The 20,577-nt window shown below is 61.3% G+C and carries 17 protein-coding genes; 3 read left to right on the top strand and 14 right to left on the bottom strand.

Annotation, left to right across the window (positions count from 1 at the left end; genetic code table 11):
* Window positions 1-85: 85 nt before the first annotated feature.
* From QOM08_RS25835 to QOM08_RS25800, 8 genes are all read right to left on the bottom strand, one after another.
* A complete protein-coding gene (locus tag QOM08_RS25835) occupies window positions 86-715 on the bottom strand; it encodes a glutathione S-transferase (RefSeq protein WP_160893943.1) in 630 nt (209 codons plus the stop codon).
* A 188-nt stretch (window positions 716-903) separates the two neighbouring features.
* Window positions 904-1,083 carry a hypothetical protein gene (locus tag QOM08_RS25830; RefSeq protein WP_076383409.1) on the bottom strand — a complete coding sequence of 60 codons (180 nt, stop codon included), beginning with the start codon at window positions 1,081-1,083 and terminating at the stop codon, window positions 904-906.
* Window positions 1,080-2,210, bottom strand: coding sequence for a PepSY-associated TM helix domain-containing protein (locus QOM08_RS25825; protein ID WP_173406477.1), 1,131 nt, complete (start codon window positions 2,208-2,210; stop codon window positions 1,080-1,082). Before QOM08_RS25825 ends, QOM08_RS25830 begins: the two co-directional genes overlap by 4 nt.
* Window positions 2,211-2,275: 65 nt before the next feature.
* On the bottom strand, window positions 2,276-4,714 hold the full coding sequence (locus QOM08_RS25820) for a TonB-dependent siderophore receptor (protein WP_316912300.1): 2,439 nt from the start codon (window positions 4,712-4,714) through the stop codon (window positions 2,276-2,278).
* Window positions 4,715-4,926: 212 nt separating this feature from the next.
* The gene (locus QOM08_RS25815; protein WP_316912299.1) at window positions 4,927-5,907 is read right to left on the bottom strand and encodes a FecR family protein; all 981 of its coding nucleotides are present in this window, start codon (window positions 5,905-5,907) and stop codon (window positions 4,927-4,929) included.
* The gene (locus tag QOM08_RS25810) at window positions 5,904-6,422 is read right to left on the bottom strand and encodes an RNA polymerase sigma factor (RefSeq protein ID WP_316912298.1); all 519 of its coding nucleotides are present in this window, start codon (window positions 6,420-6,422) and stop codon (window positions 5,904-5,906) included. Before QOM08_RS25810 ends, QOM08_RS25815 begins: the two co-directional genes overlap by 4 nt.
* A gap of 212 nt (window positions 6,423-6,634) precedes the next feature.
* Window positions 6,635-7,342, bottom strand: coding sequence for a PolC-type DNA polymerase III (locus QOM08_RS25805; protein WP_047228127.1), 708 nt, complete (start codon window positions 7,340-7,342; stop codon window positions 6,635-6,637).
* The gene (locus QOM08_RS25800) at window positions 7,339-9,273 is read right to left on the bottom strand and encodes a putative nucleotidyltransferase substrate binding domain-containing protein (RefSeq protein WP_305468590.1); all 1,935 of its coding nucleotides are present in this window, start codon (window positions 9,271-9,273) and stop codon (window positions 7,339-7,341) included. The genes QOM08_RS25805 and QOM08_RS25800 overlap by 4 nt, the downstream gene beginning before the upstream one ends.
* Before the next feature lie 256 nt (window positions 9,274-9,529).
* On the opposite strand from QOM08_RS25800, the gene QOM08_RS25795 reads away from it, so the two are divergent.
* Window positions 9,530-9,976 (top strand): response regulator, encoded by a 447-nt coding sequence (locus QOM08_RS25795; RefSeq protein WP_047228125.1) that lies wholly within the window; start codon window positions 9,530-9,532, stop codon window positions 9,974-9,976.
* A gap of 126 nt (window positions 9,977-10,102) precedes the next feature.
* Here the strand turns inward: QOM08_RS25795 and QOM08_RS25790 are convergent, their stop codons facing one another.
* Window positions 10,103-12,280: a malate synthase G gene (locus QOM08_RS25790; RefSeq protein ID WP_316912297.1), complete on the bottom strand. Its 2,178-nt coding sequence runs from the start codon at window positions 12,278-12,280 to the stop codon at window positions 10,103-10,105.
* Between the two features lie 492 nt (window positions 12,281-12,772).
* On the opposite strand from QOM08_RS25790, the gene QOM08_RS25785 reads away from it, so the two are divergent.
* Window positions 12,773-13,291 (top strand): glycine cleavage system protein R, encoded by a 519-nt coding sequence (locus QOM08_RS25785; protein WP_047228123.1) that lies wholly within the window; start codon window positions 12,773-12,775, stop codon window positions 13,289-13,291.
* Between the two features lie 217 nt (window positions 13,292-13,508).
* Here the strand turns inward: QOM08_RS25785 and rarD are convergent, their stop codons facing one another.
* The 5 genes from rarD to QOM08_RS25760 form a co-directional block, all read right to left on the bottom strand.
* On the bottom strand, window positions 13,509-14,396 hold the full coding sequence (gene rarD, locus QOM08_RS25780; protein WP_047228122.1) for an EamA family transporter RarD: 888 nt from the start codon (window positions 14,394-14,396) through the stop codon (window positions 13,509-13,511).
* 204 nt (window positions 14,397-14,600) lie between these two features.
* Window positions 14,601-15,575: a serine/threonine protein kinase gene (locus QOM08_RS25775; protein WP_047228121.1), complete on the bottom strand. Its 975-nt coding sequence runs from the start codon at window positions 15,573-15,575 to the stop codon at window positions 14,601-14,603.
* A gap of 204 nt (window positions 15,576-15,779) precedes the next feature.
* Complete coding sequence (locus tag QOM08_RS25770; protein ID WP_047228120.1) at window positions 15,780-17,675, bottom strand: PhoX family protein; 1,896 nt, start codon at window positions 17,673-17,675, stop codon at window positions 15,780-15,782.
* A 67-nt stretch (window positions 17,676-17,742) separates the two neighbouring features.
* The gene (locus QOM08_RS25765) at window positions 17,743-18,507 is read right to left on the bottom strand and encodes a TOBE domain-containing protein (protein WP_047228119.1); all 765 of its coding nucleotides are present in this window, start codon (window positions 18,505-18,507) and stop codon (window positions 17,743-17,745) included.
* A 57-nt stretch (window positions 18,508-18,564) separates the two neighbouring features.
* A complete protein-coding gene (locus QOM08_RS25760) occupies window positions 18,565-19,305 on the bottom strand; it encodes a ComF family protein (RefSeq protein WP_316912296.1) in 741 nt (246 codons plus the stop codon).
* A 91-nt stretch (window positions 19,306-19,396) separates the two neighbouring features.
* Here QOM08_RS25760 and bioB point away from each other — a divergent pair, with 91 nt between their 5' ends.
* A complete protein-coding gene (gene bioB, locus QOM08_RS25755; RefSeq protein ID WP_047228117.1) occupies window positions 19,397-20,452 on the top strand; it encodes a biotin synthase BioB in 1,056 nt (351 codons plus the stop codon).
* Window positions 20,453-20,577 lie beyond the last annotated feature (125 nt).

Below are 20,577 nucleotides of genomic sequence, written 5' to 3'. Positions count from 1 at the left end.
GGGCAAGCCTTGCTCCCACAGGCGGAGCAAGGTCTATGTGGGAGCAAGGCTTGCCCGCGACAAGGCTAGTATGGCTAGCGCAGGGCTAGATTCTAGGCACTGTCTCGACCATCGAAGGCCGCAAGCTCACTTCAGCAAACCACGCTGCCAATTGTGGATTGGCCTTGCGCCATTCCAGATCGGGATGGCGCAGGTCCAGGTAACCCAGGGCGCAGGCCACGCTGATGGACGCAATGTCGAAATGGCAGGCCAGTTCGGCTATTGCCTCGGCTTCGAGCATGCCCAGGGCGCGGCGGATCTTGTCTCGTTGCGCATCGAGCCACTCGGCCCAGTGTTTTTCTGAAGGTCGCAGGGCGGTTTCGTAGCGAATCATCACCGCGGCATCCATGATTCCGTCAGCCAGGGACGCTAGGGTCAGGCGTCGCCACCGGGCTGCGCCGTCGCGGGGGATCAGCGGATTGCCGACGTGCTGGTGGTCGAGGTAATCAAGAATGACGCGACTGTCGTGGAGCACATTGCCATTGGCCAGGCGCAAGGCCGGGATCTTGCTCAGGGGGTTGTCATCAATGAGTGCCTGGTCCGGCCTGACCGGCGTGAGCTGGCTGAGCTGCAACGCCACGCGGTCTTGCTGGCCGGTTTCGTGCAGCAGCACCAGGACCTTGCGCACGAAAGGCGAAGCGGGGTTGTGGAACAACGTCATGCTGGGGGCCGACATGCAGGTATCCTCGATTAACGGGCAAGGGCTTAGCCTAGACAGTTCCAAGGCGGCTGGCGAGGCCGATTGGATACCAGTGTGGGAGCGAGCCTGCTCGCGATAGCGCAGTGTCAGTCGATATCAATGTGACTGGTTCACCGCCATCGCGAGCAGGCTCGCTCCCACATTGGGTCCGCGTCGGGCTGAAGTTATCTGCGTTTGATCAGCCCCCAGGTTCCCAGCACCGTCGGCACGCCCAAACCCACCCAACTCACGGCATCCCAGGCCCCATCGCCGAGCAATGCCGAAAACAACCCCGCCGCGCTCAGCACGCCGATTGCCACGGGAATACCAAACACTTTCCAGAAACTCGACTGCCGGGGCCTCACGAGACCACCTGCGCCGCGACCGCTGCGCGTTTGGCCGCTTTTCGCCGCACGACCCAAAGGTAGACGCCGCTGCCGAGGACGATGATGGTCAGCACGTCCAGGGTCGCCCAGAAAATCTGCATCGGCCGACCGCCGTAGTCGCCGAAGTGCAGCGGCAGGGACAGGCTCATCATATCCATGTACCACGGCCGTTCAGCCACGGCGGTGACGTCCAGGGTGCTGGCGTCGATCAATACGGGTGTCAGCAGATGGGAGGTCAGGTGGGTGTCACCTTTCATGAACACGCTGTAGTGGTGTTCGCTGGAAAACAGCGTACCGGGGAAGGCGATGAAGCTGGGTTCCATTCCCGGCGCAACCTCTTTGGCGATGTCCAGCAAGCGGGTCGCCGGGGCCAGTTGCGTCAGCGGCGGGGCGTCGCGATAGGGCTCGACCATGGCGCTGAGGCTGTCATTGCGCCAGGCGGCGATGATCAGGTCGGCGCACGCCGCGATGACGCCGGTCACGCCCACCGTCAGCGCCCAGACCAGCGTGACCACGCCGATCAGGTTGTGCAAATCGAGCCAGCGCAGGCGCGTGGATTTGTCCTGGCGCACCGTGGCGAATTTCAGGCGGCGCATGAACGGCAGGTACAACACCACACCGGAAACGATGGCGATCACGAACAATAGACCCATGAACGCCAACAGCAACTTGCCAGGCAAGCCGGCGAACATGTCCACATGCAGGCGCAGCATCACCATCATGAAACCGCCGTTGGCCGAGGGCATTTCCAGGGCCTCGCCGGTGCGGGCATCGAGCATGAACGTGTGGGAGGAATTGGGTTCGGTGCCCGGCGTCGGCGCCATGATGGTGATGACACCGTTGGGATCATCCTCGTCCCAGCCAAAATACTGGACCACCTCACCGGGGCGATGGGCCTTGGCTTTTTCCACCAGTTGCGCAAGGTCCAATGGCGGTGTGTCGGCCGGCATTTCGCGAAGCTCGGGGGCGTCGCCCAGCAGATGCTCGATTTCGTGATGAAAAATCAACGGCAGCCCGGTGATCGCCAGCATCAGCAGAAATACCGTGCAGATCAGGCTGGTCCAGGTGTGGACGAAGGACCAGCGACGGATGGTTTTGCTTTTCATGATTGATCCGAATGCAAAAAGGGCCACAGGTGGCCCTTCAAAAGGTTTACGCAAATGCTAACCGTTTACCATTTGTAATTCACGCTGGCGACGACGCTGCGTTGATCGCCGTAGTAGCAGTAGAAACCGTCACACGTGGACAGGTAGTCCTTGTTGAAGACGTTTTTTGCATCCACCGCCACCGATACCCCTTTGAGCGAGTTGTTCAGGCGACCCAGGTCGTAATGGGCCGAGGCGTCATATACGGTATAGGAACCGACATGGCCCCAGTCGGTGTTGGTGGTGTTGCCATAGGTGTCGCCGACGTAACGCACACCCGCACCGACACCAAAGCCGTCCAGCGGGCCGTTGTGCCAGGTGTAGTCCGCCCAGGCGGTGGCTTGGTTACGCGGCACCTGGGCCATGCGCTTGCCTTTTTCCGCCGTCGTGCCTTTGGTGATTTCACTGTCGTTGTAGGTGTAGGAGCCGATGAGCTTCAGGTTGTCGGTCACGTCGCCCGAGGCCTCCAACTCCAGGCCACGTACCTGTACTTCACCCACTTGGCGGGTGACGTTGTTTTCGGTGACAGAGTTGTTTTTCTGGGTCAGGTCGAACACCGCCGCCGTCAGCAGGGTTTTGGTGCCGGGTGGCTGGTACTTGATGCCCGCTTCGTACTGTTCGCCTTCGGTCGGCTTGAATGCATCGGTGCTGTTGACGTTGGCACCGGCCGCTGCCTGGAAGGACTGGGCGAAAGAAATGTACGGCGTCACGCCATTGTCGAAGACGTAGCTCAGCGCCGCGTTACCGCTGAATTTCTTGTCGCGCTGGGTGTTGGTCGCGCCGGCCTGGTTGTGGAACTCGGTGCCGGTGTGGATCCAGTCTTCACGACCACCCAGGGTCAGACGCCAGTTGTCCAGGGCGATCTGGTCCTGGATGTAGAGACCGGTTTGCTGGGTCTTCTGGTTGTAGTCGTACATGGTGAAGTACTGGACGTTGGAGAAATCCTGTCCGTAGGTCGGGTTGTGGATGTTGCTGGTCGGCACGCCAGTCGAACCCCAATCCCAGCGCGAATTGCTGTTGGAGCGCTGGTGATCCAGGCCCAGCAACAGGGTGTGGCTGAGGGCTCCGGTCTGGAAGTCGGCCTGGAAGTTGTTGTCCACGGCGAACTGGCTGATGTCTTCGTTGATGACGCTGGCGCTGCGCTTGACGTTGCCGTTGGCATCCACGGATTGGTCGGGGCCGTCTGGCCCGAATTGGCCACCTGCGGAGATGCCTTGGGTTTCCAGGTCGCTCTTGGTATAGCGCAGGTTCTGGCGGAACTGCCAAGTGTCGTTCAGACGATGTTCAAACGCATAACCGAGGGCGTAGTAGGTGCGGTCGTAGAATTCCCAGTCCGGGTCACCCAGGTTTTTGTGGTGGGAAATCTTGCCGGCCGGCGACGACAGCTTGGTGCCTTGCAGCGGCAGGAATTGCCCGGTGATGCCGGTGTCGTCGCGGGTGTACTGGGACAGGAAGGTCAGGCGCGTGTCGTCGTTGATGTTCCAGGTCAGGCTCGGGGCGATGTTGTAGCGTTTGTCCGGGATGTGATCGACCTGGGCGTTGCTGTCGCGCACCGTGCCGCTGAGTCGATAGAGGAACTGGCCTTCGTCATCGACCTTGCCGGTGCTGTCGAAGTTGATCTGCTTGTGTTCGTAGCTGCCGGCTTGCAGTTCGACCTCGTGGCTGCTTTCAGCTTGCGGGCGACGGCTGACCATGTCCAGCATGCCGCCGGGTGGCGTCTGGCCGTAGATCGAAGACGCCGGACCACGCAGCACGGCGATGCGCTCGAGGTTCCAGGGCTCGATTTTCGGCGTGACGTAGTTGCCCTTGGGCAGCGGCAGACCATCGAGGAACTGCGTCGGTACAAAACCGCGCACCAGCAGCCAGTCGTTGCGTGAGTCCGAGCCGTAGCCGCTGCTCTGCACGCCAGCGGTGTAGCGCAGGGCGTCATTGAGGTTGAGGACCGAGCGATCTTCCATCTGCTGGCGTGTGACCACGGAAACCGAGCGCGGCAGTTCGACAATCGGCGTATCGGTCTTGGTGCCGGCCGCCGTGCGGGTGGCGACATAGCCGTCGGTCGGACCCCATGCGGTCTCGCTGAGGCCGGCGCCGATCACGCTGGTTTCCGGTAAAGCCATGACGCCTTCGGGCACGGCCACCAGGCTGTAGGTGCCGGCGCTGCTTTGTTGCAGTTGAAGGCCGGTGCCGCGCAACGCCTCACGTAATGCGCCAATGGCATCGAACTGGCCCTGGACTGGTGCCGAGGTTTTGCCCGAGGCCAGGGACGGGGTCAGACTCAGGGCGAGCCCGGCCTGACTGGCGATCTGGTTCAGGGTGCTGGCCAATGGTGCGGCGGGCAGGTTGTAGGTGCGCACGCTCGAGGCTTGTTCGGCGGCCAGCAACGGGCCGCTGACCAACGGGGCGGCAAAAGCGATGGCAACGGCCAACAGACTGGGGCGCAACAGGGTGTCTAGCGGGCGGGACATACGGCGGCTCCTGAATGGAAATATTTCTCAATTGCCTTGGTGCCGGATGAAAATTCAAAAGTGATAGGGCTGGATGAAAATAATTTAGATTCAGATTGAGGTGAGGTGTCCAACGGGTCTTCGGATCGGGACGGCTTCATCGCGAGCAGGCTCGCTCCCACAGGGGATCACTGAAGATCAAATGTGGGAGCGAGCCTGCTCGCGATGGGGCCTCAAGGCTTGGTCTCGACCCTCGGCCCCACCATCACCCACCAGCGCGTGTGATGCTCGACCTGTACCGGCAAGGTCGGCAGCAGGGCGCTGAGTGCCAGATCGGTGTCGTGCAGCGGGAAGCTGCCAGTGATGCGCAGGTCTGCCACCTGTGGCTCGACACCCAGGTAGCCGCGACGATAGCGTCCCAGCTCATGGACCAGGTCTTCGAGGCGGGCGTTGTCCACCACCAGCATGCCGCGGGTCCAGGCATCGGCGCCCGGACTCAGGGCCATCGTCGGCCCGAGACCGTCGCGGCGCATCAACACCTGCTGGCCTTCACGCAGGATCTGCTCTTCATCGGTGGCCTGTGGATGCGCCGCCACCGCCGACTTCAACACGCTCAAGCGCGTGCCTTCTGCTTCTCGCTTGACCAAAAACCGGGTGCCCAGGGCGCGCATGTTGCCTTCGCGGGTTTCAACGATAAACGGACGCGGGTCGTTGTGGCCGGTTTCCACCAGGATCTCGCCTTCTTGCAGGACAATGCGGCGCTGCTTGTCATCGAAACGCACGTCCAGCGCACTGTGGGTGTTGAGGTTGATCAGCGTGCCGTCGGCCAAGCGCAGGACGCGTTGTTCGCCGGTGGCGGTGCGCTGGTCGGCCAGCCAGTAATCCAGCGGCAAGTAACGATCTCCGGCAAACAACGCCAGGCCGATCACTGCAACAATGCTGGCCAGGCTGCTGCCGAGCTTGCGCACCCGGCGACGGATGTTTGCTCTGGATTGCAGCAACGCGGCTCGCCCAGGGCCGTTGGCGACACTGAAGCGTTGGTCAAGCATGCCCAGTTGACGCCAGGCCCAGGCATGTTCTTCGTCGGCGGCATGCCATTGGGCGAACGCTTCCCGCTCCTGGGCACTACCGCCGCCTGAGTCCAAGGACAGCTGCCAGGCAATGGCCGCATCCAGAACCCCGGTCGAGACGGGTTTGGAAGAAGGCGTGCTCATGTCGGCTCACCATAAAGCGCGATGTAGCACTGGCGCATGCCCTGGGCCAGGTACTGCCGCACCCGGGGCACGGAAACCCCCAGGCGCTCGGCGATTTCTGCATGGCTGAGGCCGTCGAGGCGGTTGTAGAGGAAGGCGGCGCGGGCCTTGGTCGACAATTTGCCAAGCAGCCGATCGATAGCCTTGAGGTCTTCGACGATCAGTTGCTGCTCTTCCAACGACGGCTGTTCGTTTTCCGGGATCAGCATCAGCTCGGTGAGGTAGGCCTGCTCCAGCGCCGCCCGACGGAAATAATCGAACAGCAGTCCCTTGGCGATCGCCACCAGAAACGCCCTGGGCTCCCGGGGCGCTGTCAGTTCCTCCCGGCCCAGCAGGCGCACGAAGGTGTCCTGGCTCAGATCTTCGGCCCGTTGCGGGCAGGCCACGTTGCGGCGCAGCCATGCCAATAGCCACCCGCGATGGTCACGGTACAACGCACCAACCAGATCACTGTGGGGGCTTGGGGCTGACGACACGAAGCATCACCGACGTTTTAAGTAACGAGAATTGTTCGCGATTGTCGCAGAGGCGGGGGAGAGAAAGCAATTGGCGCTGGTCGGAGCACGATCCGCAGATTCAGGAGAGTCTGGAGCAAGGCTTGCCCGCGATGGCATCGCCGGGACTGGCAGCCTGGCCGAGTCGCCTGCATCGCGGGCAAGCCTTGCTCCCACAGGTCAACCACCTTGGGCTAAAGCGAAGGCGCCCGTTGCCGTCGCTTCCATTGGCTCAGGTGCTGTTGCAGCTCAAGCGGGCTATGGATCTGCTGCTGACGGGCACGGCTGAACAGAATGAGCGCCAATTCGGCGGTGGCCAGGGCGTCGGCGCTGGCGTTATGACGGTCGAAGACTTGCAATTTGCACCAGTCGATCCAGTCGTCCAGGCCGGCCTTGCGCAGGTGCGCTTGAGGGCAGAGCATCGGCGCCAGGTCAGCGACATCCAGAAACGAATGCTGCAAGCGATAACCGAGGTAATCCTTCAGTGCTCGCCCCAGCATGTGGGAGTCGAACGGCGCATGAAATGCCAGCAGAGGGCTGTCGCCGACGAATTCCATGAACGCCAGCAGCGCCTCGGCGGGGTCGCTGCCGGCGGCAATTTCACTCGGCGCCAGGCCATGGATCAATACGCTGGGTCCCAGCTTCTGCTTGTCGCACTGCAAGGTGCGTTCGAACTGTTGGCTGAAGTCGATGGCGCCGTCTTCTATGACCACCGCACCGATGGACAGCACCTGATCCTTGTTCAGGTTCAACCCCGTGGTTTCCAGATCCAGCACCACCCAGCGTTGCTCCCTCAGGCTGCATTCACCCAGGGGCGCGGGGGCCGGCAGGCGCTCCAGGCGCTGTTGCACGTCTTCAGGCAACATCGGTTGGACCGGGCGTAACCAGGAAAAAATGCTCACAACTGGTACCTCAGCGTCAGGCTGCTTTGCAGCCGTTGGGCCTGGCGCAGGGATTCGCGCAGAATGCGCCGGTCCAGATGATTAAGGCTGTCGGGGTCGACCCGGTTGGAGTAGGGCAGGTTTTCGCGGGTCTGCAGTTGATGTTGTTGCATGCGGGTTTGCTGGATGAAGTGGTAGGCCTCTTCATAGGCCGCGCCATCGAGCGGTTGGATCACGTCCTTGATGACCAGTTGCCGCAAGCGCTCCAGGGTATTGTTGGCTTCGATGCCATTGGCCAGGGCCAGCAGGCGAGCGCCGTCGACAAAAGGCGTCAGGCCTTGCACTTTCAGGTCCAGGGTGGCTTTTTCGCCGTTCTTGCGGCTGAGCACGAAATCCCTGAAGCGTCCCACCGGTGGACGATGACGCAGCGCGTTCTCGGCCATCATGCGCTGGAACAAACGGTTATCGGCCACCTGTTCGAGTACTTGCTGGCGCAACTGCTCACAGCCTTGCTCATCGCCCCAGACCACCCGCAGGTCGAAATAGATACTCGAGCTCAATAGGTTTTCCGGCGTCGCTTCACGAATGAATGCGGCAAAGCGTCGGGCCCATTCGGCGCGGGACAGGCACAGCTCCGGATTGCCGGCCATGATGTTGCCCTTGCACAAGGTGAAACCACAGAGGGCCAGGCTCTGGTTGATCTGTTGGGCGATGGGCAGCAGCAGCCCGCGGATCTGCGCCGCATGGGCGGCGTCCCGGGCTTCGAACAGGATGCCGTTGTCCTGGTCGGTGTGCAGGGTCTGCTCGCGCCGGCCTTCACTGCCGAAACACAACCAACTGAACGGCACGCCCGGGTCACCCTTGTCGGCCAGGGTCAGTTCGATGACCCGGCACACGGTGTGGTCGTTGAGCAGTGTGATGATCTGGGTGATCTGCGTCGACGACGCACCATGGGCCAGCATGCGCTCGACCAATTGACCGATCTCGCCGCGCAGGGCCACCAGGGTCTCGACTTTCGGGGCGCTGCTGATGGTCCGTGCCAGATGCACCAGGTCGACCCGCTGCAGGGAAAACAGATCGCGCTCGGACACCACGCCGCACAAGCGATGGTCCTTGACCAGACAAACATGGGCGATGTGGCGCTCAGTCATGGCGATGGCCGCGTCGAAGGCGCTGTGGTCCGGCGAGAGATAGAAGGGTGTCGGGGTCATGTGCGCGGCGATGGCTTCGGAAAAATCCCCGGAGCCGTCGGCGACCACATGCCGCAGGTCGCGCAGGGTAAAAATCCCTACCGGCGCTTTTTGCTCGTTCACCACCACAATGCTTCCGACCTGCTGTTCGTGCATCAGTTTCACGGCTTCGCGCAGGGGCATGTCGGGGTTGCAACTCACCGGATGACGCATCGCCAGCTCGCCCAGCCGGGTGTTGAGCGAATATTGGGTGCCGAGGGTTTGCGCGGACTTCTGCTGGACTTGCTGATTGAACTGGTCGAGCAGGCTGCTAACTCCACGCAGCGCGAAATCACGAAACGGGCTCGACAGGGCGAATAGCTTGATGAATGCCTGCTTGTTCAACTGCAGGCAGAAGGTGTCCTCGCCGGCACGGTGTTCGGTGCGCGTGGCCCGCTCGCCCAGCAGCGCGGCAAGGGGGAAGCATTCGCCGGTGGTGATTTCGAAGGTGGTCTCGGTGCCACCTTTTGCCGAATGCGGACGCTCGCCCACGACCCGGCCCTGCTTGACGATATAAAAGTGTTCCACCGTGCCGTCGGCCGGTTTGATGATGGTGTCCCCCGGTGCGTAAAAACGCAGCAGGCATTGCTCCACCAGATAAGCCAGGTGAGCGTTTTCCATTTGGTTGAACGGGGGAAAACGCTGAAGGAATTGCAGCGTTCCCTGGATGTTCTGCAACACCGCGGTTTTCCCAGCCTGGGTAAAGGCGTCCGTTTTTTTCATAACCATGGCGCAGTCTTTTTTGAATTGTTGTGGTCGGATCTGTCCCCATGGTCAACCCCTGAGGGTAGGGTGCCCATTGGACGTAAGTCTAGGTCAACGCAAAAGGCTGGGAACGATAGAAAAATCCCTCGTGTGGTCTATCCGAAGCCTGCAATAAATGTACTTGGAAAAAAATCCGACGAAGTGCACATTGAAGCGACGCAGAACGATGTCTGACCACTGTGCCGGGGATCGATTAAAGAACGTAGAGAGCATCATGTCCGACCACGATATTTTGAGTGACGCCGAGCGCGAGGCGCTGAGTGCCGTCATGCTGGAACCCGACCTGCCGCCGCAACGAGTCTTGATTGTCGATGACGACAAGGACGCCCGTGAGCTGCTATCGGAAATTCTGGCCCTGGACGGCATTCACTGCATGACCGCCGCCAGCGGTGAAACGGCGCTCAAGTTGCTGGAAACCAAGCCGTCGATTGGCCTATTGATCACTGACTTGCGTATGGGCAATGTCGATGGCCTTGAACTGGTCCGCCTGGTCCGTGAGTCGGAGCGGGCAGCGCTGCCGATCATCCTCGTCTCCGGCGATGCCGACGTGAAGGACGCCATCGAAGCGATGCACCTGAGCGTAGTGGATTTTTTGCTCAAGCCTATTGATACGGAAAAATTGCTGGGTCTGGTCAAGCATGAGCTGGGGATGGATCTTTAAAATTGTCTGTGGGAGCCGATGAATCCCACAATGACTCGAGCATCAGCTAGGGCTTGGTGATTTTGCAATGAAAAAGCCCTGATCTTTCGATCAGGGCTTTTTCTTGTGCTGCGTTTTACCCTTCAATCACAGCCCATTGGCTGCCTTGAACTCGCGACGACGACGGTGCAGCACCGGCTCGGTATAGCCGTTAGGCTGCCGGGTGCCTTCGATCACCAACTCCACCGCCGCCTGGAAGGCGATGTTGCTGTCGAAGTCCGGCGCCAGTGGACGGTACAGCGGGTCGCTGGCGTTCTGGCGGTCCACCACCGGCGCCATGCGCTTGAGGCTTTCCATCACCTGGTCCTGGGTGACGATGCCATGGCGCAGCCAGTTGGCGATGTGCTGGCTGGAAATACGCAGCGTCGCACGGTCTTCCATCAGGCCAATATCGTTGATGTCCGGCACCTTGGAGCAACCTACGCCCTGGTCGATCCAGCGCACCACGTAACCGAGGATGCCCTGGGCATTGTTGTCCAGTTCGTTCCTGATCTGCTCCGGCGTCCAGTTCGGGTTCACGGCCAACGGGATGGTCAGGATGTCGTCCACCGAGGCGCGGGCACGTTGGGCCAGTTCGGCCTGACGGGCGAACACCTCGACCTTGTGATAATGCAGCGCGTGCAGCGCTGCAGCGGTCGGCGACGGAACCCACGCGGTGTTGGCACCGGCCATGGGATGAGCGATTTTCTGCTCCAGCATCGCTGCCATCAGGTCCGGCATGGCCCACATGCCCTTGCCGATCTGTGCGCGACCCTGCAGGCCGGTGCTCAGGCCGATATCGACGTTCCAATTCTCATACGCGGCGATCCACTTCTCGGCTTTCATATCAGCCTTGCGCACCATCGGGCCGGCTTCCATGGAGGTGTGGATTTCGTCGCCGGTGCGGTCCAGGAAGCCGGTGTTGATGAACACCACGCGTTCACTGGCGGCCTTGATGCAGGCCTTGAGGTTGACCGTGGTCCGGCGCTCCTCGTCCATGATCCCGACCTTGAGGGTGTTGCGCGGCAGGTTCAGCACGTCCTCGACGCGACCGAACAGTTCGTTGGTGAACGCCGCTTCTTCCGGCCCGTGCATCTTCGGCTTGACGATGTACACCGAGCCGGTACGGCTGTTGCGGCGCGAAGTATTGCCGTTGAGGCTGTGGATTGCCGCCAGGCTGGTGACCAGGCCATCCAGGATGCCTTCCGGTACTTCCTGACCGTCCTTGTCCAGGATCGCGTCGATAGTCATCAGATGACCGACGTTGCGCACGAACAGGAGCGAGCGGCCATGCAGGGTCAGGCCCGAACCGTCCACCGTCGTGTACGCCCGATCGGGGTTCATGGTGCGGGTAAACGTCTGACCGCCCTTGGCGACCTGTTCCGACAGATCGCCCTTCATCAGGCCGAGCCAGTTACGGTAGATCACCACTTTGTCATCGGCATCGACGGCGGCGACCGAGTCTTCGCAGTCCATGATGGTGGTCAGCGCCGCTTCCATCAGGATGTCTTTGACGCCGGCGGCATCGGTCTGGCCGACGGGGGTGCTGGCGTCGATCTGGATTTCGAAGTGCAGGCCGTTGTGCTTCAACAGCACGGTGGTCGGTGCCGAAGCGTCGCCCTGGAAACCGATCAGTTGCGCGTCGTCACGCAGGCCGCTGTTGCTGCCGCCCTTGAGGGCAACCACCAGTTTGCCATCGACGATCTTGTAAGCGGTGGAATCGACATGGGAGCCGGCCGCCAACGGCGCGGCTTCGTCGAGGAAGGCACGGGCAAAGGCAATGACCTTGTCGCCGCGTACCTTGTTGTAGCCTTTGCCTTTCTCCGCGCCGTCGGCTTCGCTGATGGCATCGGTGCCGTACAGCGCGTCGTACAAAGAACCCCAGCGGGCGTTCGAGGCATTGAGGGCGAAGCGGGCATTCATCACCGGCACGACCAGCTGCGGGCCGGCCATGCGGGCGATTTCGTCATCGACATTTTGCGTCGTGGCCTGGAAATCCGCCGCTTCTGGCAGCAGATAACCGATGTCTTGCAGGAAGGCTTTGTAAGCCACGGCGTCGTGGGCCTGGCCGGCACGGGTCTGGTGCCAGGCATCGATCTGTGCCTGGAAATCGTCGCGTTTGGCGAGTAGGGCTTTGTTCTTCGGGGCCAGGTCGTGGATGACTTTGTCGGCACCGGCCCAGAACGCATCGGCGGTGAGGCCGGTTCCGGGGATAGCTTCGTTATTCACGAAGTCGAACAGGACTTTGGCGACCCGCAGGCCACCGACTTGAACGTGTTCAGTCATTGCTTGCCTCACTCTGCTCAGCTATTTCGCTTTTCAGCTCTTCGATTTTGACAATGAAGCCTCGGGACATTTAAACCACAAACCCCGGAACCAGTACATGCCATCGCTGGCGGCTGGGTGGGACCTGTCACGGGCGTTAAGCCTTGCTGACGGGGCTTTCAGGGATGCGACCGCGCCTTGAACAGTCATTGGTCCAACATTATGTAGTGCGCGCTGCGGCATACTACATGATCAATTGCGGTTGTGAAAATTAGACTAATTGCGTCGTTCCGCGACCCACTAAAGTGTTACGGTCACGACGAGGCACGGGATGTTCTCAAAAAATGTATGGATTGTTCCATATAAATCTTGATCTTTGTACACGATGTGTCTGGTTTCATCCTGTGGGAGCAAGCTTTGCTCTCACAGGAGCGAGGTATATATCTTTAGGCCATCAGTCTGCTCGCGACCACCTGCCTATACTCTTCTTTCCACAACAAGAGGGCTCGCGCCATGGACCATCTCGTCATCACTGTTTTCGCCCCGGACAAGCCCGGGTTGGTCGAGCAGATCGCCCTTTGCATCGCCGAGCACGGCGGTAACTGGCTGGAAAGCCGCATGTCCCGTCTGGCGGGACAATTTGCCGGGATCCTGCGCCTAAGCGTTCCGGCTGAATCCCATGATGAATTGATCGAAGCCTTGCAAGGCCTGTCGGCCCACAACATCCGCGTGCTGATCGCCGAGGGCATCGTCGAAGAGTCCTGCACTTGGAAGCCTATCGCGATGGAGCTGGTGGGTAATGATCGCCCGGGGATCGTGCGCGACATCACGCGCTTGCTGAGTGAGCAGGGCGTCAACGTCGAGCGACTGGTCACGGACGTGCGGCCGGCGCCGATGAGCAGCGAGTTGCTGTTTCATGCCGAAGCGATCCTCGGGGTGCCGGTGACCTTGTCCCTGGACACTTTGCAGGAACGTTTGGAAACCCTGGCCGATGAGTTGATGGTGGAGCTGAAACTCAGCGACGAGAACTGATACGGGTTATCCAAGGAAAAACTGCGCCTGCCTGTGGATAACCTGTAGAGACACCTCGCCAGCCCACGTCCGCCGGGCGCTGGCGGGATATGATTAAAAAATCACCAGTTTTCAAGGGCTTGTGCACAAACGGCGGGGATCACGCTGTGGATAACCTTGGGAAGGATAAGCGCAGGCCACGCCAGGCGTGGCCTGTGGAGGTTCGTACATTTTTTGATCAGTTGCGCCGGCGCATGCTGATCACGGCATCGACGCTATACACCGCAAGCCCAGCCCAGATAAACAGGAACGCCACCAATGTGCTGGACGACAGATGCTCACCGAACAGCAGTACGGCGAGCAACAACACCAGCGTCGGTGCGATGTACTGGAGGAACCCGAGGGTGGTGTAGGGCAAATGCCGCGCCGCAGCGTTAAAGCACACCAACGGCACCAGCGTCACGGGCCCTGCCGCCACCAGCCACCAGGCTTCGGAGGTGGTCCAGAAAACGGCTTGGGCGCTGGTAGCCGCCGGGTTGAACAACAACCAGGCAATGGCGATCGGCACCAGCATCCAGGTTTCCACAACCAGTCCGGGTAAAGCCTTGACCGGCGCCTGCTTGCGGATCAGCCCATAAAAGCCGAAGGTCAGCGCCAGCACCAGCGACACCCAAGGCAGGCTGCCCACTTGCCAGACCTGCTGCGCCACACCGACCGCGGCCAACCCCACCGCCAGCCACTGCATGCGCCGCAACCGTTCACCCAGGATCAACATGCCGAGCAATACGTTCACCAGCGGGTTGATGTAGTACCCCAGGCTCGCTTCGAGCATGCGCTCGTTGTTCACCGCCCAGACATAGGTCAACCAGTTGGCCGCGATCAACGTACCGCTCAGGGCCAGGATTGCCAGCCGCTGTGGATTGTCCCGCAGTTCGCGCCACCAGCCCGGGTGTTTCCAGACCATCAGCAACGCCGCGCCGAACAGCGCCGACCACAGCACCCGGTGGATGATGATCTCCACGGACGGCACATTGGCGATGGCTTTGAAATAGATCGGGAACAGACCCCAGATGATGTAGGCACTCAGGCCCAGGATATACCCGCGACGCGGGTTGGCGGCTTGCATGCAGAATCCTTGCTTAGGCAGCTAACAAAAGAGTGATTGTAAGGAGATTTGTCAGATTGTGCTGTGAACCTTTATGCGCGTTTCAGCGCAATCCCTTTGTGGGAGCGAGCTTGCTCGCGATAGCGGTATGTCATTCGACACAGGTGTTGAATGTTCGATCGCCATCGCGAGCAAGCTCGCTCCCACAGGGGGGCCGCAGCATGGTCAGAACAACTTCAACGGCTCTTCATTGAGCGCCGCCAATTGCTCGCGCAACGCCAACACCTGGTCGCCCCAGTAGCGTTCGCTGCCGAACCACGGGAAGCTGCGCGGGAACGCCGGATCGTCCCAACGGCGCGCCAGCCAGGCGCTGTAGTGCATCAGGCGCAGGGCCCGCAGAGGCTCGATCAAGGCCAGTTCACGCGGGTCAAAGTCATGAAACTCGCGGTAGCCGTCCATCAATTCCGACAACTGCCCCAGGCATTCCTGGCGATCACCGGCGAGCATCATCCACAAATCCTGTACCGCCGGGCCCATGCGGCAGTCGTCCAGGTCGACGATATGAAAAACCTCGTCGCGGCACATCATGTTGCCGGGGTGGCAGTCGCCGTGCATGCGGATGTTCTGGTGAGGCGTGGCGGCATAGACCTCTTCGACCCGTTTGAGCAGGTCCCTGGCCACCGACTCGTAGGCCGGAAGCAGGCTGCGGGGTACGAAACCGCTTTGCAGCACGGTGGCCAGCGAATCGTGGCCGAAGTTTTTCACGCCCAACGCTTCACGATGCTCGAACGGACGGGTCGACCCGACCGCGTGCAGGCGCCCGAGCAATTGCCCCAGGCGATAGAGTTGGTCGAGGTTGCCCGGCTCAGGCGCGCGGCCGCCGCGCCGGGGAAACAGGGTGAAACGAAACCCGGCGTGTTCGTGCAGACTGACGCCGTTGTGAATCAGCGGCGCTACCACCGGCACGTCGCATTCGGCCAGTTCGAAGGTGAAGCGGTGCTCTTCCAGAATCGCTTCGTTGGTCCAGCGCTGAGGGCGATAGAACTTGGCGATCAGCGGCTCGGCGTCTTCGATACCCACCTGATAGACACGGTTTTCATAGCTGTTGAGGGCCAGCACACGGGCGTCGCTGAGCAAGCCCATGCTTTCAACGGCATCGAGCACCAGGTCGGGTGTGAGGGTTTCAAACGGATGGGACATGCTGACTCCTGCGCAGCGGCAGGGCTGCCGCGTCCGGCCCAGCATGGTAGCGCAGACGGAGGGAGATAGGTGACGGCTGTCGGTGATCGTTCCCACGCTCTGCGTGGGAACGCCTCATGTGACGCTCCGCGTTACTCTTTGGGACGCGGAGCGTCCCTGGCTGCATCCCCACGCAGAGCGTGGGAACGATCAGCGTGAGGGCTATCAGGCGCCGATGACCCCGCCATCCTCACGGGTAATCACCATCACCGACGACCGCGGCTTACCGTTGGGCAGATGCTCGGGGAATGTCGAGCCGCCGCTGGGATGCTGGATGCCGACGAACAGGGTTTTGTAGTCTGGCGAGAAGCTGATGCCGGTCACTTCGCAACCCACCGGCCCGACCAGGAATCGACGGATTTCGCCGCTGTCGGGGTCGGCGCAGAGCATCTGGTTGTTGCCCATGCCGGCGAAGTCCCCGGTATTGCTGAAATCACCGTCGGTCTGAATCCACAGCCGCCCGGCCTTGTCGAAGCCCAGGCCATCGGGGCTGTTGAACATGTTCTGGGCGTTGATGTTGGACGAGCCGGCTTTCGGCGTGCCGGCGTGTACCGCCGGGTTGCCGGCGACCACGAACAGATCCCAGGAGAAGGTCTTGGAGGCATGATCGTCGCGGTCGGTGCGCCAGCGCAGGATCTGCCCGTAGACGTTCTTGGCCCGAGGGTTTGGCCCTTCCACCGGTTGACCGGCATCACCGCGCTTGGAGTTGTTGGTCAGGGTGCAATAGACCTGGCCGTCCTTGGGGCTGACCACGATCCACTCGGGGCGGTCCATGCGCGTGGCGCCAACGGCACTGGCGGCCAGGCGCGCATGGATCAGCACTTCGGCCTGGTCAGCGAAACCGCTGCTGGCGTCGATGCCGTTCTTGCCGTGGGTCAGCTCGATCCACTGGCCCTTGCCTTTGGGGTGGTCCGGGTTGCCGTCGCCGGCATCGAATCGCGCCACATACAAGGTGCCGTGGTCCAGCAGGTTGCGGTTGGCTTTGGCATTGCGATGGTTGATGCGCTCGCGGCTGACGAACTTGTAGATGAATTCGCCGCGCTCGTCATCGCCCATGTACACCACGGCGCGACCGTCATTGGTCTGCGCGAGGGCGGCGTTTTCGTGTTTGAAACGGCCCAGAGCAGTGCGTTTTACCGGGGTGGATTGCGGGTCGAACGGATCGATTTCCACCACCCAGCCATGGCGATTGAGTTCGTTGGGGTTCTTCGCCAGGTCAAAACGCGGGTCGTGCAGGTGCCAGTTGATTTCACTGCTGGTGACAGTGGCGCCATAGCGTTTTTGTGCCGCGTCGAACTGCAGGTCCGCCTTGCTGCTGCCGAAGCAGTCAGTGAAGTTCTCTTCGCAGGTCAGGTACGTGCCCCACGGCGTCATGCCGTTGGCGCAGTTCTGGAAAGTCCCCAGCACTTTTTTGCCGCTCTTGTCGGCGCTGGTTTTCAGCAGGTCGTGGCCGGCTGCCGGACCACGCAGGCGAATCGGCGTGTTGCCGTGGATCCGGCGGTTGTAGCGCGATTCCTGGACGAACTGCCACTGGCCGCGACGACGCTGGATCTCGATCACCGACACGCCTTCGGCGGCTTGGGCCTTGCGCACGTCTTCGGCCGACTGCGGCTGGCCGCCGTGAGGGAACAGGTATTGGTAGTTGGTGTACTCGTTGTTGATCGCCATCAGCGCCCGGTTCTTGTCGCCGGGGAATTCGAACAGGCTCATGCCGTCGGTGTTGTCGCCAAACTGCTCTTCCTGAGCGCGGGCTGTTCCATTGCCACTGGGGTCGAACGCCGGTGCATTTTTGCGCAGTGGCTGGCCCCAACTGATCAGCACCGAGGCTTTGTAGCCCGGAGGCAGGGTAATGGTGTCGGCCGTGGCGGCGGCGATGCTTTTAAAGCCCAGCAGCTTGCTGTTGCCTTCGCTCACGGCGGCGGCCAGCACGCTGCGGCTCAGCAGGTTGCCGCCCAGGAACATCGCCGCGCCGCACAGGGCGCCGGCGCTGATGAAGCTTCGACGGCTCAGGCCGACGATCTTTTCCAGGTCGGTGGATTGGTTTTCTTCTAATAGGCTCATCATCAGGCTCCCTGCTGGTTTTGGCAGTCACCTTAAAGCGGGTCGATGAAACTATTGTTGCAGCGCGCTACAGCGGTGTGCCGAGCAGCACATTTGTCGGTGAAAACGCGACGTGCACCGCAGAACCGGTAGCCAGGTTTCGCTCATGCAATTGGAGCGGATCGGCCAGGGCGCACAATGTCTGGCCGTTGGGCAGGCCGATACGCACTTCACTGGGGCCGTCTTCGGCGGCGGCAACCTGCTCGATCACGCCGCGCAACGTGTTGATTCCCGATTGCTCCGCTGACTCGATGGGGTGCAACTCCAACCAGCCGGCCTTGATCAGGGCCACCACTTCGGTGCCGATAGCCAGCTCCAGGCGTAAGGTGCTGTCATGGGTGATTTGCGCCTCGATGACCAGACCCCGGGCCAGTTCCAGGCGTACCCGGTCATTGTGGCCCTGGGCCTCGATCCCCAGGACTTTGCCATGCAGTTGATTGCGCGCGCTGGTGCGCAGCATCAAGCGACTGAGCAGGCCCAGATCCCCGGCGTCCTCGCTGGCTTCCAGTAACTGCGCCTGCAGCGCTTGCAAGCGCTGATACAGACGCAGCACGCGTTGCCCCTCCTCTGACAGCTTGGCGCCGCCACCGCCCCTGCCGCCGACGCTGCGTTCCACCAGCGGCTGGTCCGCCAGGTTATTCAACTCGTCGATGGCATCCCACGCCGCCTTGTAGCTCAGGCCCGCGCTCTTGGCGGCGCGGGTGATCGAGCCTTGTTCGGCAATGTGCTGCAACAAGGCGATGCGTTGTGGGCGCCGGACGATGTGCTGGGTCAGGAGCGGGGGCAATGACATGATGGAGAACTGCGCCAAGGAATCATGAGCGGACGTTGGCGCCTCGCAGGCGGCGCGTCAAGCCGGCTCACCGGGTTTCGGCGTGCGGGCCAGGCAATACACATCGACCCGGGCGGCGCCGGCATCCAATAGTAGGCGAGCCAGCGCCTGGGCTGTGGCGCCGGTCGTGAGCACATCGTCGACCAACGCCAGATGACGGTTGCCGAGCACGGCGTCGGGTGTGATGGCAAAGGCTTGACGCAGGTTTCGGCGCCGGGCCCTGGCATCGAGTGCCTGCTGGGCGGGGGTGTCCAGGACGCGCCGCAGCAATTGTTCTTCGCAAGGGATCTTCAATGTCGCGCTGAGCCAGCGTGCAAGCATCGAGGCCTGATTGAAACCCCGTTGACGCAAGCGCCGATTGGCAAGCGGTACTGGCACCAGTGCGTCGGGTGGCTCCAGTCCTTCATTGAAGTGATGCTGCAGGGACTGCGCCAGCAGTTCGCCCATCAACCGACCGAGCGGCCATTTGGCCTGATGTTTGAAGCGTGCGATCAGGCTGTCGATAGGAAAGTCGTAGGCCCATGGCGCCAGGACCCGCTCGAAGGCTGGCGGTTGAGTGGCGCACTGGCCACAACGCAGCCCGGCCATGGGCAGTGGCAAGGCGCAGATACTGCACTGGTCACCGAGCCAGGGCAGTTCGCTCTCGCAGGGGGTGCAAATGGGTTGGGGCGTATCGGTGGTTTCGCCACACAACAGACAAGATTGTTTGTTTTTTAACCAGATGTAAACCAGTCCATCGTATCGTGGTTGACAGCGCATGACTCTTCCTTAAATATGCCGAACATCCGTGTCGCGCCTGTGGGTATTCCATGTCCCCAGGTGCCAGCCAAGCATAATCAAGGAAATGCCCATGAGCGCCAGCACCACTGCCAACCTGCGTCATGACTGGTCTTTGGCCGAAGTCAAAGCTCTCTTCGTCCAGCCCTTCAATGACCTGTTGTTCCAGGCGCAGACCGTGCACCGCGCGCATTTCGACGCCAACCGCGTCCAGGTGTCCACGCTGCTGTCGATCAAGACCGGCGCCTGCCCGGAAGATTGCAAATATTGTCCGCAGTCCGGCCACTACAACACCGGGCTGGAAAAAGAAAAGTTGCTGGAAGTGCAGAAAGTCCTCGAAGAGGCCGCCCGTGCCAAGGCCATCGGCTCGACCCGTTTCTGCATGGGCGCGGCGTGGAAGCATCCGTCGGCCAAGGACATGCCTTATGTGCTGGAGATGGTCAAAGGCGTGAAGGCCATGGGCCTGGAGACCTGCATGACCCTGGGCCGCCTCGATCAGGACCAGACCCAGGCCCTGGCCCAGGCCGGCCTGGACTACTACAACCACAACCTCGACACGTCGCCGGAGTTCTACGGCAGCATCATCACCACTCGTACCTACAGCGAGCGTCTGCAAACCCTGGCTTACGTGCGAGATTCGGGGATGAAGATCTGCTCCGGCGGCATCCTGGGCATGGGCGAGTCCCTGGACGATCGCGCCAACCTGCTGATCCAGCTGGCGAACCTGCCGGAACATCCGGAATCGGTGCCGATCAACATGCTGGTAAAAGTCGCCGGCACGCCACTGGAAAACGCCGAAGACGTCGATCCGTTCGATTTCATTCGCATGCTCGCCGTGGCGCGGATCCTGATGCCCAAGTCCCATGTACGCCTGTCCGCCGGCCGCGAAGCGATGAACGAACAGATGCAGGCCCTGGCATTTTTCGCCGGTGCCAACTCGATTTTTTATGGCGACAAACTCCTGACCACCGCCAACCCGCAAGCCGACAAGGACATGCAACTGTTCGCTCGCCTGGGCATCCAGCCGGAGGCCCGCGAAGAGCATGCTGATGAAGTGCATCAGGCGGCTATTGAACAGGCGCTGGTGGAGCAGAAGAGCAGCGAGCAGTTCTACAACGCCGCCCTCTGAGCTGACGCAAAAAAATGTGGGTGCGAGCCTACTCGCGATGGCGATGGAGCATTCAACATTTGTTGACTGGCACGCCGCTATCGCGAGCAGGCTCGCTCCCACAGGGGGATCTCCTCCAGTCTTTA

The sequence above is a fragment of the Pseudomonas sp. P105 genome, assembly GCF_032614175.1.
In the GTDB taxonomy this organism is placed as follows: Bacteria; Pseudomonadota; Gammaproteobacteria; order Pseudomonadales; family Pseudomonadaceae; genus Aquipseudomonas; species Aquipseudomonas rhizophila.
Note: the sequence above shows the minus strand (reverse complement) of the source record. Positions and strands in the feature narration are given on the sequence as shown.